This is a genomic window from Bacillus sp. JUb11 (assembly GCF_024807925.1).
Classification (GTDB): domain Bacteria; phylum Bacillota; class Bacilli; order Bacillales; family Bacillaceae; genus Bacillus; species Bacillus altitudinis.
Genome location: NZ_JANUEZ010000006.1, coordinates 111,029 through 126,618, shown reverse-complemented (window position 1 = coordinate 126,618; position 15,590 = coordinate 111,029). Strand labels below are relative to the sequence as shown.

Here is a 15,590-nt window from a genome sequence, read left to right as displayed (position 1 = left end):
AAAAAAACATGAACAAGTGATATCTGTTTTTTCACCAGCTCGTGATATAATTTGTAAGATGAAACGAACGGTGGTGCACATGCATGTATTTAACAATTGGAGAAACAGCTGAATACTTAGAAGTATCAGAAGCATATGTTGAAAAATTAATCCAGCAAAAAAAGATTCGTTACGTATTTGACGGGGAATCGTATCTCATTTATCAAGGGCAGTTTCAAACCCATATGAAACAGCTAGAACAATATAAAGAGCTCATTCAAGACATCTTAAATGAACCAATCCCTGAGGACCCGGACGTAAAAGATGAAGATTAAAAAAGACTGTACGAGAAGGGAGGACCTTTTCATACAGTCTTTTTTATTGGCTGACACCCGTTTGGACAATGTTCATATGACAATTCACTTGGACATCTGCATCAGGGTAGAGTTTTTGCCATTTCTCCGGTGTCATGGCTTTATCTTTAGAGCGATACCTCAAACCAAGTCCAAGTGGATCAATTTTTTGCTTTTTAAAGGATTGAACAAGGTCTTGCCCTTGCTGGGCCACACGCTTCTCCACTTCTTTTTCAACATGCTGCAAGATAGAAGGCGTATCGATTTTTTTTGATTTCATGAATTCTTTTAACTCACCTTTCAGCTTGATATCAATGGTGATATGAGGCTTTTTTGAAAGGTTTTCAGTTGGTTTAATGTGATAAGACACATGTGATTTGATATTTTCAATAACAACATGGGTTTTCTTTCTGTCATTAAATCGAAACTCATAAATCCCATTTTTATGATTTTCAATCATCGCTTTAAACGTAAATGTATCTTCCCCTGGAATATGCCCAACCATTTTTTCTTGATCGAAAAGAGCGACACCTGACACTTTAATAGAGTTGCTTGTATTTTTAATGTAAGGGAGGTAGGCATCTACGCCTTTTGCCATCATCTGGTTCATAAAAATATGCTGATTGGTCACAGGTTGATTACCGTTTCGCATGTTTTGAGCCAGTAAATCTGAAAGATATACACCGATATTTAAGTTGGTTTGATTCATTTTTGTATGCAATAAATCTTCAACTTCTCCGTCTACTATGGCAAATACTTGACGAGACCCAATGATCGGATCACGATAGATGTAATTCATCAAATCAATCATACCCACTTCTTTCGCCAGCTTTTCACTTATTAAAATCACGAGTACTTGTCCCATGACAACGGGGAAAGGCGATTTTTCCGAAACAAGAAACTGAATATTACTAATGGTATTTGACTTAGCACTTACAATTTGATAGCTTCCTTGTTCTTCGCTTTTAAAAACAGGGAAAACAAAGAAGCCCTTCATTTCTCCATCTTCCAATAAGTCAAATCCCGCCGCCTGCGAGATACTTAATTCGTCTAAGAGACGAGGCTGTGCACAGCTCGTTAAGAAAAGACTCAATAACATGAGACATATCATAATAGAATGTTTCATGTTCGTTTTTTCACCCACCTTTTTTTCAGCAGCAGCCCAATGATCATACATCCAATCAATCCATAGATGAGGATGTATCCGCTATATTCCACCCATTTATTAAATGTCTCAAATGAGGTAGCTCTAATAAAAAATGAAAACATGACGAGAATGAGAAGGCTGAGAACTATTAACGTGGTGCGCTGGCTCGTGTGAAACACTTGTTTTGCCATTCTGCTGGCTGCCCATAATGGAATAGCGATATTTGGAACGATAAGCAAAAGCCATAGCGACACTTCAATAAATTCAAAGCGCTGGATAAACGGAAGTTTGACAATGCTGGTTAATGTCAATGTCGGCCATTTCGTTAGTTCGAGCTGAGCACTTGAGTAGTACGCTATAGAGACGAGAAATACAAGCAAATTCAGGCATGTCGTTAGCAACACTCCCATATGTGCAAATTTTTGCGACGTTTGTGCTTTTTTAATAAAGGGATAATAGACAAGCAATGTTCCAAAACCAAACATGGATAAAGAGGCATCTTTGACCCCCATCATGAGTTGTGAAAATGAATGATCAAACATTGGGAACATAAACCGGATGTGACTATATTTCATGACATAAAAACAGATAAAGGTCATCCAGTACGTTAGGACAATGCTAAAGAATGCCCAGCCTGCGATTGTTCTAAATCCGCCTGTGTGAATGTAATAGACGAGGATGAGCAGCACTGATGCAAATAAAAGACCAGGAATTTCTTTAAACAGCCAAACATGGATCACATCCATATAATGAACAAGCACAATCAAAGACAATGAAGAAAAATATAAAATGTAGAGAATGTTGATGAATTGTCCGAGCCATTTACCAAACACAGATTGCGTAATGTCACTAAATTCGTCAGTAGGTGCTTTTTTAAACAAAAAGTAAATGAGGAAAATCATCAAATTGACGCTTGCACCAGCAATTAAAATGGCGATCCACCCATCGTTATTAATCGTCCAGACAAGATTCGTCTGGAAATTTAAAATACCAACACCAACTTGATTGGCATTGATCAGAAAAAACACAAAAAAAGGGGACACTTGAAATTTTTCTTTCACAGAAGAAGAGCTCATGCCTTCACTTCCTTATTCATAAAAATCATTTTTCCCCTTACGCCCTTGCTTTGGCTTCTGGCGGTGTATCGTTTCATTTTGCGGGCGTAAATTTTCTGGACGCTTTTTCAAAAAGCGGAGTTGTGGCCGAATCAAACTACCCTTTAAATCGGCCAATCGAAGTGGAAAGATTGGCTCTAAGTAGGGCTGGCCTATAGACGTTAATTTCATTAAATGTGTAAGAAGAAAAGCCCCCATTAGCGAAATCCCTAGCGCTCCCCACACTTGTGCAGCAAAAAGGAATGGGAAACGTAAGAGACGAATGGTTGTCCCCATTTTATAAATAGGGGTGACAAAAGAGGCAAGAGCTGATAATGCGACTATAATGAGTAGGATATTACTTGTTAATCCCGCTGCAACCGCAGCCTGTCCGATCACAATACCTCCAACAATCCCGAGCGTCTGTCCGACTTTTGCAGGAAGACGAGACCCGGCTTCCCTAAGCAGCTCAATCGATATCTCTAAAAATAATGCTTCAATAATAGGCGGAAAGGGAACGAGATAGCGTGATGCTACTATCGTTTCTAATAAGTCCTTAGGAATCAGTTCATAGTGAAACGTTAAAACAGCTACATACAAAGGGGTTGCAAAAATAGAAAAAATCACAGCAAAAATGCGTAACAGCCGAAAGGAGGATGCTGCGATCCAAGACATGTTATAGTCTTCCATTGTAGAAAAATACTCGAGTAAAATTGTAGGTGCAAGCAGGGTATGAGGCGAACCGTCAACCATAATGGCTATTTTTCCTTCCGTTAAACCTGAGGAAACCCTGTCTGGCCGTTCTGTATTTAAAAACAATGGAAAGATTGTATTGGACACATCATAAAGCATTTGCGCAAGATAATTAGAATCTAGAATTTGGTCATAGTCAACATCTTGAATCCGCTGAAGAACGGTTTCAATGTTCTGTGGGTTGGCGATATCCTCTATGTATACAACGGCTACTTTCGTTTGAGAAAGGGTACCAACTGTGTGTTCAACTACTTTAAGGTCAGGAGTGGGCAGCCTGCGTCTGAGCAAGTTTAAGTTTGTATCCAGCCCTTCCACAAAGGCTTCCTGCGCACTGATAATCCCGAATTCAATCTCAGGTTGGCTCACTTGTCTGCCTTTCTTTTCTTCAATCGGCAAAAGGAGCGCTTTGCCCCAGTCTGTCTCAATTCGAACAGCAATACTGCCTCGATGAAGAGCTTCTTCCACTTTTTGAAGGTCCCTCGTAATCACAGCTTGTTCGATTGGGATGTGTTCTTTCAGCTCTTCAAGGGTGGGTGTCAGATGCAATTGCTGAATAAAAGGCAAGATTTGTTCATGAAGGAGATTGCCATTAATTAAAGGACGAAAAAAAGAAATTCTATAAAGGAAACCTCCGGAACTTGATAATTCATTGATAAAATCAGAGGAACGCGATAGTGCCTCAAATACTGAATTCGGGTCTTTCTGTTTTGATTTGTTTTTCTTCAGCACTTGAACCATCTCCTTCCGCGATTTTCCTCTATTATCCAACCAATCGTCTGAAGATATGCATAAAAAAAGCGTTCAGCTTCATGAGCTGGACGCTTTTTTTCCATATTGAACGGCTTCTAATAAAAAGTCAGCCAGATGAATCGCTCTCATGCTAGGCATATGTCCTGCCTTTTTGACGCCTGCTGCCATTTGTAATTGACAGCCTGGATTCGACGTCACAATGGCAGCTGCAGCTGTGTTGCTCGCTTCCGTCATTTTATGATCTAAAATTTGCATCGACATGTCTGGCTGCAAGATATTGTAGATTCCTGCAGATCCGCAGCAGCGGCCGGCATCTTTCATTTCTTTAAACGTTACCCCTTGAATGGCTTTCATGAGCACCCTCGGCGCCTGTTGTACATTCATCCCATTTCGTAAATGACAGGAGTCTTGATAGGTGATCACTTGCGCTGGCAAAACCAGTGGCACGCGGCGGTGAAACTCCAGCTCCACAAGGATGCTTGATATATCGGTTATTTTCTGTGAGAAGGCTTTACTTCGTTTTTGAAAATCTGGGTCATCCTGAAGCAAATGACCGTAATCACTTAAAAAGGCGCCGCAGCCGCCCGCATTCATGACAATCGCATCGGCATCTGTTTCCTCGAATGCTTCAATATTCCGCTTGGCTAACTGTTTTGCTTGGTCTTTTTCTCCGCTATGACCATGAAGCGCGCCGCAGCACGTTTGTATAGGAGGAACGATCACATCGCAGCCTGCCAGCTGCAAGAGATGAATGGTCGCTTTGTTTGTGTTTGAGAAAACTGTATCCATTAAACAGCCAGTAAAAAACGCCACCCGTTTTTTTGCCTGACCAATGGCTTTATATTCATTCAAACGTTTTTTCTTTTGAGGCGGTACCTTTGGAAGTGCCTGTTCCATCAACTGTAAATGGGAGGGAAGCAGCTTCAGTATGCGCGTCTTCCTGGCGGCTGTTTGCAGTCCAGATGTTTGATAAAATCGAAGAAAACTAGCAGCTTGTCGCATACGACTTTGTGACGGAAAGAGACCTTTAAACACAACACGTCTCATCAATTTGACAGGAAATGATTGTTTTTTATGTTGTTGAATAATGTCTCTGGCATCTTCTAGCAACTGTCCATACTTGACGCCAGAAGGGCAGACTGGTTCACATGCACGGCAGCCAAGACAAAGATTAAGGGAATGTTCAACATCTTCATCCGGCTCAATGACGCCATCTCTTACAGCTTTCATTAACGCAATTCGGCCCCGAGGAGAGTGCGTTTCTTGTTGTCCAGATTCAATATAGGTAGGGCAGGAAGGGAGGCAGAAGCCGCAGCGCATGCAATTAAGCAGCTCCTTTTCATCCATTTGCTCCTGAAACTGCTGCTGGATCTCTTTTTGCTTAGAAGAAGAACTCATGAGACCACCACTCGCTTTCTTGAGGCTTTTCCAAACACTTTATCTGGGTTCATGATATTTGCCGGGTCAAGTGCCTGTTTAATCGCCTTCATGGCAGCGATTCCTTCTTTTTTGACCTTCAGCTCCAAATAGGGGGCTTTCATGAGACCCACGCCATGTTCGCCTGTAATGGTGCCGCCAAGTGCAACGGCTTTTTCAAAAATGGCCTGAAAGGCAGCTTCTACACGTTTCATTTCTTCTTCATTTCTTGCATCTGTCGCACAAGTGGGGTGTAAGTTGCCATCACCTGCATGACCAAACGTACAAATGTTCACCTCGTACTTTCGTGCAATGTCTTCGATTGCACGAACCATATTGGCAATTTCAGACCGGGGAACGGTAGCATCTTCTAAAATCGTTGTAGGACTTAATCGAGCGAGGGCAGATAAAGCAGAGCGTCTCGCTGTTAAGAGCGCACTTGCCTCTTCTTCTGAATGTGCAATCTTGACGCTTTTAGCCCCGTGCTGCTCACAGACTTCTGCGATTTTTTGGATATCACGAGAAACAGCTTCAGGGTTGCCGTCCTGTTCAATTAATAACACAGCTTGAACGTCGGTGGGCAGGCCGATGTTTGCAAAATCTTCAACGACTTCAAGGGTCGGCTGATCCATAAATTCTAATGTAGCAGGAATGATACGCTCAGCAATGATGGCCGATACAGAAGTCGCAGCTTCTTCAAGGCTTTCGTATAAACAAAGCATTGTTTGTTTCGTTTCTGGAAGCGGCAGGAGCTTTAGCACCGCTTCTGTGACAATCCCGAGTGTTCCTTCTGAACCAACGAACAATCGAGTCATATCATAGCCAGCGACATCTTTTGCAAGCTTTCCGCCTGTTTTGATGATATCACCATTTGGCAAAACCACTTCAAGCCCAAGGACATAATCCCTTGTTACTCCATACTTTAACCCCCGCAGTCCCCCTGAATTTTCGTTAATATTGCCGCCTAATGTGGAAATTTTCATAGAGCTTGGATCAGGCGGGTAGAAGAGACCTTTTTTCTCTACTTGATGAATCAATTCCTGCGTAATTAAGCCAGGCTGCACCGTTGCGGTTAAATTTTCTTCGTCTATTTCTAATAATTGATTCATTCTAGTAAAGAGAATCACCAATCCGCCCTGAGTAGGGCATGTTCCTGCGCACAGATTCGTCCCTGAGCCTCTTGGGACGATCGGCACCTTGTAAGAGGCGCACAGTTTCACAATTTGCTGCACTTCTTCTGCTGTGCGAGGTGTCACGATGGCATCTGGCATCTGTTGAAAATTTGGTGTCGCATCATAAGAGTAGGCAAGACGATCCGCCTTGCTGTCTTGGACATTGGGCGCACCGACAATCTCTTTTAATTGATTTGAAAATTCTGAATCTAGCATATGCAATCACTCCCGCTCATTTAACGTCTCGTTTCTACCAGTATAAAAAAAGAACCGTCACATGACTATAGACGATTCTACAAAATATCAGGCTGTTTTATCGTATTTTTTGTATCATGATCTAAAAGCAGCAAGGCCAAATAAAAAAGCATCGCATCTTGCATGCGCTTTGGATCAAGTGTCGTTAAATCCTGAATCCGTTTTAATCTGTAATGAAGTGTATTAATATGGACATGCATAGCTTCTGCTGTATGTTTCAATGAGTAATCCGAAGCGATGAGCACCCGCAATGTTTTCACTAGTTCAGGATAGGGGAAAAGAGACGCAATCGTTCGATCAAGAAACGCATCTTTTGTTTCCTGACTGATTTCCTCCATAAAAAGTTCAAGCGTCAAATCTTCATCAAACACAATCGGTGTTTCAGCATGCGCCAATTTTAAAGCGCGAAAAGCTTGATGAAAGGACTGCTTCATGACATGAGAAGCTGCTGGTTTTCCTGCCCCCATTAAAATCCTCGATGGTGACAACGCTGTGAGCGCAGCATGAATATGGAACAAGCGCTTGTGCCATGTATCACGACCATCTGGTGTGGCTTGTAGCATGAGCAAAAAACGTGCATGCCCCCAGCGAACAATGATCTCCTGATTGGTGAGTTGCAATTTGTCCTTCATCAGTTTGTATTGATCCTGCTTCATAAACGATTCGTCTTGACAATCAATGAGAATAGCGACACGCTGCTTGTTGACATCAAAGCCAAGCCGCTGCGCCTTCTCGGTCATACCAGCCGCTGTCTCTGGCAGATGAAGCCAGTCGAATACAAATGCTTCAAGCTGCCGTTCATCTGTTTCCGTTTCTTGAAAGAATTCATGCTCTTGAATGAGCAGCTCCGTCATTTTCCGTAAAATGTCGCCAAAAGGGGAGACATGCCTTGGATCACCTGTCATTCCAATGACCCCAATGACTTCTTGTTTGAAATAAATAGGCAGATTGATACCGGCTTTGACGCCTTTCATCTGCAGCACATCATCCTTTGTGAGAATTCGTTTCTGCCCTTCTAAGGATGTGACATATGCTCCTTCATGAAATTGACCAATGCGTGCTGGATCTGTTGCAGCAATAATGGTACCGTTTGTTTGTGTGATGATGATTTCTTCCGTCAGTACCTTTTTGACCTCATCTACGATTTTTTCTGCCAGTGTCATTGTGAGCAAAACGGTCCCCTCCGAGATGTTTCTTTTTCCACTATCATACCATCATATGCTCAGGCATATCTTTCTTTTCATGTGTTATGCTAAAATAAAAAACGCATATGAAGTAGATGAAAGGAGATACAGTCATGTCACTGCAAAATCGCTTACAAGATTTATTGAAAGAAGGGCAGGCGCTCACCGACTTTGAATATAACAAAGCCGCAAGTCAAAATTGGCCGCTAGAAGGGGCAAAAATGACAGAAGAAGCACGCTTTGCAGATGTTTATATAGAACGTGTAGACAAGGAATCGGAGGAAATGATTCAAACAGAAAATGCTTCCTTTTTAAATACACCTCTTACATACGTAAAAAAACAACAAAAAGAATTCATTTATATCGAGTCGAAGTGGTTTGATGTGGTGAGAGCCGACGGACTTGCCATAGAATGGGATGAAGTATTTCAGACGTATACCGTGTTATTCGGATTGAAGCGTCCTAAAAAAGATACTGGATTACTAAAAGAGATGCTCTCAACATTAAATGGTGCTCAGCTTCAATTTAATGGACAAGACGGGTTATTTGATATCAACATTCCGCTTCTTGAACTAGAAGACATCAAAGAAGATACGCCTTTAATTGGTGTGATCTCAGCAGTGTACCGCTATTTATTCAACTTGCTCATGCAGCTTGAAAATGAATGAATCAAAAAACGGCTCACATTCCTGAGCCGTTTTTTAGAGCAATCCTCTTATGAATTGAGCCTCACCCATCCCGAAGCTCCAATCGGCGTCTCCATTTTCCACGATGGAAATCATCACATCCGTCTTGGCAACTCCGCATTCTTTTTCTATACGTTCTGCGATTTGTGCATAAAGCTGTTCCTTTTGTTCTTTCGTCCGCTGTTTACTGACAACACTAATGACAACCAGATCCTTTGTTCTCGGATAACCAAGCCCAGTGTCTTCAATGATCATCTCTTCAGGGCGGTGCTGATGAACAATTTGATAGCGATCTCGTTCAGGTACCCCAAAGGCATCAACCATTGCTTCATGGCAAGTGTCCAGCAGTTTTTTTAATTCCTCTTTTGAACGGCCTTCTATCACGTCAAAACGTAACAACGGCATCAGGTCAACCTCCAAACATGTGTTAAATGTACAATCATAATGTAACCAACACTTCGCCGTTTCACTCTTTTGCGCATAAGAAAAAAGCCAAAACATTGGCGCTTGGCTTTTTTGCTCTGGACTAAGGCGTGACAAACTTCACATCATGCTCTTTTCCATATTGAAGGTAATCTTCATTTGGTTGTTCATTCGTCACGACGATGTCTATGTCTTTTAAGTCACAAAACGTGGTCAAGGCATAATGGTCAAACTTACTATCATCGACTAATAAAAAGGTTTTGGCGTTTTTTTCAACGAGCGTTTTTTTAATATCTGTCTCAAGCGGGGAGGAATTCGTGACGCCATGATCAATGGATAAACCCGTTGATGCAATAAATGCTTTATTGACATTGTATGCTTTTAGACGCTCAACACTTTGATAACCAACGAAAGAATTTGTTTTTCGCTCTAGCATACCGCCGGTTGAAAAGATGGTGAGGTGTTCATAAGGCATAGCCTGTGTAATGAAATCCACGTTATTTGTCACAACGGTAATCCGTTTCTCCTTCAAATAGGGAAGCATCTCCAGTGTCGTTGTACCAGAATCAACAAAAATCATATCACCATGTTCAACAAAAGCAGCGGCAGCCTGTCCGATCAATTGTTTTTTACTCAGCTGACGAGTCTTTCGCTCCTGATACACCACCAATGTTGAGTGATTCACAGCGACGCCGCCGTACACTTTCTTTAGCACGCCGGATTCTACCAATGCTTGTACATCTCGGCGTATGGTGTTTTTTGAGACGCCAAAATGCGTCACAAGCTCATCAAGAGAGGCAGATTCCCGGTCAAATACATACTCTTTTATTTGCTGAATACGTTTTGTTTTTATCATGCTACAATCTCCAATCAATACGAATATGCTGATTCTATTATAACAATAATTCCACGTAAAAGATGTCACTGATCAACATGGGAGAATCGAATGATCTTTTTCTCTTATCTTTTCTCATTTTTCATAAAAGCGTATGATAGAGAAAAGAGGATAGAAAGGATTTTCACTTCTATGAATCAACACAACATACAATTTTCAAAGCTTGCAAATTTTAGAGAAGTAGGGGGACTCCAAACAACGGATCAGATGGTCATCAAACAAGGAATGATTTATCGCTCTGCCGATTTATCACGTCTCACGAAGCAAGATATATTGACGTTCTCAACACTTGGAATTCAAACGATTTGTGACCTACGTACAAGCTCAGAACGAAAATCACACCCGCCAAAGATCATGGAACATGACAAAATTGTTCATATCCCTATGCAGCCTGACAGCATGATGCCTAGCAAATGGACCATGTTTCGTATGCTAATAGCAGAAGGAAAATCTCTATCCTTTACACCGATCATGAAAGAAGTATATCAAAGCATGCTCTATGAGCGAAAAAAAGAGATTCAGCAATTGTTTACATTACTGTCCGATGAAAAAAATTATCCGCTTATGCTTCACTGTACAAGCGGAAAGGACCGTACAGGCTTTTTATCTGCTCTTATTCAATTAGCAGCGGGTGTGCCGGTGCATACCGTTTTAAGTGAATACATGCGTTCCAATGAAGGCGTGAAAATGCTAGTGAAAAGACAAGAACGATTTGTTCGCATGATGAGTTTATATCGGGTGTCAAAAGAACAAATTCAACCCCTGCTCGGTGTGCAGCAAGATTATCTTGAAGATGTACTGAATGAGATGATGGATACATACGGAAGTGCAGAGCGGTATTTAGTAGAAGCCTGCGACGTCCCTAAAGCTCAGCTGCTTAAAGTAAAAAACATCTTGCTTACACCATCTGCTGGCATTCCATCACAAAACGCAGAATAAACTTAATATGAGGTGATGCAAAGCATGCTGAAAAAGATCAGTATGACGGTTCTGACACTAGTTTTCATGGGTGTCTTCTTATTGATTCCGTCTAGCAGTCTAGCTCGTTCGATGCCAAAAGGGAAGCTTGAGAGCACAAGAGAGATGCGTGCAGTGTGGGTCGCATCAGTTTATAACTTAGATTGGCCTTCAAAGAAAGGACTGCCCGCAGATGAGCAGAAACAAGAGTTCATTCAACTGTTAGACGATATCAAAGCGATGAATATGAACGCCGTCATCATGCAAATTAAACCAACAGCAGATGCCTTTTATCCATCAAAATTTGGTCCATGGTCTGAATATTTGACTGGTACACAAGGGAAAGACCCTGGATATGACCCGCTTGAATTTATGATAGAAGAAGCACATAAACGCGGTCTTGAATTTCATGCTTGGTTTAACCCTTATCGAATCACCATGAATCATACCGATCTCAACCGGTTATCAGCCGATCATCCTGCAAGAGCGCACCCTGATTGGACCATCGCCTACGGAAATCAGCTGTACTTTAATCCAGGCATTCCTGATGCTCAGGACTTCATTGTTGACGGGATAGAGGAAGTAGTGAAAAACTACGATATTGATGCGGTGCATATGGATGATTATTTTTACCCGAATAAAATCGCTGGTGTGCCATTTCCAGATCAAGAAACGTATGAAACTTACGGGAAGAAGTTCACTCATATAGAAGATTGGCGAAGGGATAATGTGAACGAGCTAGTGAAGCAGATCAATAGCACCATTAAGAAAGAAAAACCGTATGTGAAATTTGGCATTAGCCCATTTGGTGTATGGCGCAACATAAAAGATGACCCAACCGGTTCAAACACAACTGCAGGGATGACCAATTATGATGATTTGTATGCTGATACAAGAGAGTGGATACAGCAGCACCATATTGATTATATCACCCCGCAAATTTATTGGAGTATTGGCTTTCAGCCCGCTGCCTATGATGTGCTGACGAAATGGTGGTCAAATGAAGTGAAGGGGCAGCCTGTTCACTTGTACATTGGCCAAGCGACGTATAAAATCAATCAAAACAGTGATCCTGCTTGGTCTGATCCCGAGGAGTATTTTCGCCAGATCGAGCTGAACAGGCAGTCACAGCTCGTACAAGGAAGCATGCATTTTAGTCTGAAAGATATCAATCGGAATCCCTTGAATGTAAAGAAACGATTAATAGAAGAAACCTATAGCAAACCGGCTCTCATACCAGAGATGCCATGGCTTCATCAAAAAGCGCCTAAAAAACCAATCATTCAATCTGTGAAAAAGACAGAGGATGGTGCAGTTTTACAGATACAAAATGATCCGCGCTCTAGTGCATCCTATTATGCAGTCTATCGATTGTCGAATAAAGGGACATACGAATTTGCGCAAACGGTCAGAAAAGAAACAGGTTCCTTCACACAAACGAAAGACATTTTAGCAAATCAAAAGAAGAGCTATACCTATAAAGTGACTGCACTCAATCGCCTTCATCATGAAAGCAAACCTTCTACAAAAACAGTAAAATAAAAAAGACAGCATAAATGAGGGGTTTCCTCCATTTATGCTTTTTTGCTTTCTCTATTTTTCTACTATTTTAATTTTAATTTTCTGAATTCAATCAAGCTTGGCATGAAGCAGCTATTTCAATAATAAATATGATAGAAAAGCGCCAAAGGGGGAAGCAAAATGGATTTTGAATTAACGAAAGAGCAGCAAATGATCCGTCAGATGGTCAAAGAATTTGCAAAAACAGAAATTGCACCACACGCTCAAACTGTTGATGAACAGGCAACATTTCCGGTGAACACATTTCAAAAAATGGGGGAGCTCGGTTTTATGGGTATACCCTTTCCAGAGAAATATGGAGGTTCTGGAGGAGATACGATCTCGTATGCACTGGCAGTAGAGGAAATTGGCAAGCAGTGTGCCAGTACAGGTCTAAGTTATGCCGCAGCGGTTTCCTTAGGCGCAAGTCCACTTTATTACTTCGGCACGGAGGAGCAAAAGATGGACCATCTTGTTCCATTAGCCTCTGGAACAGCGCTTGGCTCCTTCGGATTAACAGAACCAAACGCCGGATCAGATGCAAAAGGAACAAAAACAAAAGCCATCAAAGACGGACAAGAATATGTCATCAGTGGGGAAAAGTGCTGGATCACCAATGCCAATTATGCCAGAACGATTATTGTCACCGCTGTGACAGATCATGATGAAAACGGACGTCCAATCATCTCCGCCTTTATTGTGGAGAAAGGGCAAAAAGGACTGTCGATTACAAATCCATATGACAAAATGGGGGTTCGCGGTTCAGATACGGCTGAAATCAATTTAGACGAAGTGCGTGTACCAGCGCATCATATATTGGGAGACAAATCGAAAGGATTCAAGCAATTTTTATATACATTGGACGGCGGACGAATTTCCATTGCAGCCTTATCTGTCGGAATTGCACAAGCTGCACTTGATGCTTCACTTTCCTATGCAAAAGAAAGAAAGCAATTTGGAAAGACGCTCTCATCCTTCCAGGCCATTCAGTTTAAGCTGGCGGATATGGCGATGCAAATAGAGCTTGCAAGACAAATGGTCTGGAAAGCCGCTTGGCTGAAAGATCAAGGCAAACCATTTACAAAAGAAGCGGCCTATGCCAAACTGTTTGCTTCAGAAATGGCGACAAAAGCAAGTCTTGATGCTGTCCAAATTCATGGCGGAACAGGCTATATGAAAGAATGCGGTGTTGAACGGCTTGTGAGAGATGCCAAGCTCATGGAAATCGGAGAAGGGACCTCTGAAATTCAGCGGCTCGTGATCGCAAGACAGTTGTTAGCGTAATACCTTAATGAAAACGCTTACTACACATGAGGGAGGAAAGCAATGATGTCGATTCACCCGCAAACGATTGGCTCCCTATTAAGAGAAAAAAAAGAACAGCATCCAGCACATGAAGCCGTTGTTTACCCAGAACGTTCTTTACGTTATTCGTACGAAGCGTTTTATCAAGAGGTCAAGGAAACAGGTAAAGGTCTCATGGCATTAGGGGTTCAAAAGGGAGATCACATCGCCATTATGGCACCAAATATACCTGAATGGCTCATTCTTCAATTTGCCTGCGCCTCCATTGGTGCTGTTCTTGTCACTGTGAATACCAATTTTCAATCACAGGAACTCGCCTATTTACTCAAGCATTCTGACAGCAAAATGTTGTTTATTGTAGACGGCTTTAAAGAAACGTCCTATGTCAACATGCTTGAAGAGCTAATTCCAGAACTTCAAACCGCTCATCAAGAGGAGATCACTTCCACACAATTTCCTTATTTAAAAAGATGTATCTATATCGGTCAGCATGTACCAAACGGCATGCTCGGCTGGGGTCGTCTTCAAGTGGCTGCCAAAAGAACCGAAGATCATGAATGGGAGAAGCGAATGAATGAGCTCACGCCTGATGACGTTATTAATATGCAGTACACTTCAGGCACAACCGGCTATCCAAAAGGCGTCATGCTCAGCCACACAAACATCGTCTGTAATGCGAGTCAGATCGCAGATTGTATGAAATTAACAGAGCAGGACCGTATGTGTATCCCAGTGCCGTTTTTTCATTGCTTCGGCTCTGTTCTTGGTGTACTTGCTTGTCTCACAAAAGGGGGAACGATCATTCCACTTGAATCATTCCATCCAGAACGAGTCCTTCAAACAGTAGAAAAAGAAAAATGCACGGTTCTTCACGGTGTACCAACCATGTTCATCGCAGAGCTTGATCATCCAAATTTCCACTCTTATGACCTGTCCACATTACGAACGGGGATTATGGCCGGTTCACTCTGCCCATCCCACGTCATGAAAGCAGTCATTGAAAAAATGGGACTAAGAGAGCTCACGATTGCCTATGGTCAAACCGAAAGTTCACCCGTCATTACCCAAACAAGAACCGATGATTCGTTTGAAAGACGCGTTCAAACGGTCGGACGTGCGCTTCCTCAAATTGAAGTCAAAATTGCCTTACCAGGAACGTCAGAAGAAGTGCCAAGAGGACAGCAAGGGGAGCTTTGTACAAGAGGCTATCATGTCATGAAAGGCTATTATAAAAACGAAGAAGCAACAAATGAAGTCATTGATGAGGACGGATGGCTTCATACAGGGGATTTAGCTGAGATGGATCATGACGGTTATGTGAAAATCACAGGCCGGCTCAAAGATATGATCATCAGAGGCGGAGAGAATGTGTACCCAAAAGAGATTGAGGATGTCTTATACGCTCACCCTGCCATTCTTGACGCACAGGTCGTTGGTATTCCTGACGAGACATACGGCGAGGAAGCAGCCGCATTCATTCGGCTGAAACAAGGGAAGTCGGTCTCAATTGAGACATTAACGAGCTATTGTCAGTCGCAAATGGCACGCTACAAAATCCCGAAATACTTTTTCATTACAGATGAGTACCCAATGACCGCCTCAGGCAAAATTCAGAAATTCCGCTTGAAAAAGCAGGCGCTTGATCTAATAAAGGAGTGAAA

The 15,590-nt window shown here is 42.1% G+C and carries 14 protein-coding genes; 6 read left to right on the top strand and 8 right to left on the bottom strand.

Going from position 1 to position 15,590, the window contains the following annotated elements; all coding sequences use genetic code 11:
• The first annotated feature begins 83 nt into the window (after positions 1–83).
• Positions 84–314: an excisionase family DNA-binding protein gene (locus tag M2369_RS12710; RefSeq protein ID WP_008346618.1), complete on the top strand. Its 231-nt coding sequence runs from the start codon at positions 84–86 to the stop codon at positions 312–314.
• A 43-nt stretch (positions 315–357) separates the two neighbouring features.
• Here the strand turns inward: M2369_RS12710 and M2369_RS12705 are convergent, their stop codons facing one another.
• From M2369_RS12705 to M2369_RS12680, 6 genes are all read right to left on the bottom strand, one after another.
• Complete coding sequence (locus tag M2369_RS12705; RefSeq protein ID WP_259254471.1) at positions 358–1,458, bottom strand: Ger(x)C family spore germination protein; 1,101 nt, start codon at positions 1,456–1,458, stop codon at positions 358–360.
• Entirely contained in the window at positions 1,455–2,555 is a 1,101-nt protein-coding gene (locus M2369_RS12700; protein WP_259254469.1) for a GerAB/ArcD/ProY family transporter, read from the bottom strand. Before M2369_RS12700 ends, M2369_RS12705 begins: the two co-directional genes overlap by 4 nt.
• A 12-nt stretch (positions 2,556–2,567) precedes the next feature.
• The gene (locus tag M2369_RS12695; RefSeq protein WP_041507167.1) at positions 2,568–4,055 is read right to left on the bottom strand and encodes a spore germination protein; all 1,488 of its coding nucleotides are present in this window, start codon (positions 4,053–4,055) and stop codon (positions 2,568–2,570) included.
• 78 nt (positions 4,056–4,133) lie between these two features.
• Entirely contained in the window at positions 4,134–5,474 is a 1,341-nt protein-coding gene (locus M2369_RS12690) for a (Fe-S)-binding protein (protein ID WP_259254461.1), read from the bottom strand.
• Positions 5,471–6,880, bottom strand: a complete 1,410-nt coding sequence (gene glcD / locus M2369_RS12685; RefSeq protein ID WP_259254459.1) for a glycolate oxidase subunit GlcD — start codon at positions 6,878–6,880, stop codon at positions 5,471–5,473. The genes M2369_RS12690 and glcD overlap by 4 nt, the downstream gene beginning before the upstream one ends.
• Before the next feature lie 77 nt (positions 6,881–6,957).
• The gene (locus M2369_RS12680) at positions 6,958–8,091 is read right to left on the bottom strand and encodes a CdaR family transcriptional regulator (protein WP_008346629.1); all 1,134 of its coding nucleotides are present in this window, start codon (positions 8,089–8,091) and stop codon (positions 6,958–6,960) included.
• A 125-nt stretch (positions 8,092–8,216) separates the two neighbouring features.
• Between M2369_RS12680 and M2369_RS12675 the strand changes: the two genes are divergently transcribed.
• Positions 8,217–8,771: a hypothetical protein gene (locus tag M2369_RS12675; protein ID WP_017367394.1), complete on the top strand. Its 555-nt coding sequence runs from the start codon at positions 8,217–8,219 to the stop codon at positions 8,769–8,771.
• A 33-nt stretch (positions 8,772–8,804) separates the two neighbouring features.
• On the opposite strand, the gene M2369_RS12670 is transcribed toward M2369_RS12675, so the two are convergent.
• Together M2369_RS12670 and M2369_RS12665 are read right to left on the bottom strand one after the other, a co-directional pair.
• Positions 8,805–9,194 carry a tautomerase family protein gene (locus M2369_RS12670; RefSeq protein ID WP_047947144.1) on the bottom strand — a complete coding sequence of 130 codons (390 nt, stop codon included), beginning with the start codon at positions 9,192–9,194 and terminating at the stop codon, positions 8,805–8,807.
• Positions 9,195–9,315: 121 nt separating this feature from the next.
• On the bottom strand, positions 9,316–10,068 hold the full coding sequence (locus M2369_RS12665; RefSeq protein WP_017359514.1) for a DeoR/GlpR family DNA-binding transcription regulator: 753 nt from the start codon (positions 10,066–10,068) through the stop codon (positions 9,316–9,318).
• A 90-nt stretch (positions 10,069–10,158) separates the two neighbouring features.
• Between M2369_RS12665 and M2369_RS12660 the strand changes: the two genes are divergently transcribed.
• The 4 genes from M2369_RS12660 to M2369_RS12645 all read left to right on the top strand — a co-directional run bounded on the left by M2369_RS12660 (position 10,159) and on the right by M2369_RS12645 (position 15,588).
• The gene (locus M2369_RS12660) at positions 10,159–11,046 is read left to right on the top strand and encodes a tyrosine-protein phosphatase (protein ID WP_039167874.1); all 888 of its coding nucleotides are present in this window, start codon (positions 10,159–10,161) and stop codon (positions 11,044–11,046) included.
• Between the two features lie 24 nt (positions 11,047–11,070).
• Entirely contained in the window at positions 11,071–12,606 is a 1,536-nt protein-coding gene (locus M2369_RS12655) for a glycoside hydrolase family 10-like protein (RefSeq protein ID WP_058337179.1), read from the top strand.
• A gap of 159 nt (positions 12,607–12,765) precedes the next feature.
• Positions 12,766–13,908 (top strand): acyl-CoA dehydrogenase family protein, encoded by a 1,143-nt coding sequence (locus M2369_RS12650; RefSeq protein WP_058337178.1) that lies wholly within the window; start codon positions 12,766–12,768, stop codon positions 13,906–13,908.
• A 42-nt stretch (positions 13,909–13,950) separates the two neighbouring features.
• Positions 13,951–15,588 carry an AMP-binding protein gene (locus tag M2369_RS12645; RefSeq protein ID WP_259254456.1) on the top strand — a complete coding sequence of 546 codons (1,638 nt, stop codon included), beginning with the start codon at positions 13,951–13,953 and terminating at the stop codon, positions 15,586–15,588.
• Positions 15,589–15,590 lie beyond the last annotated feature (2 nt).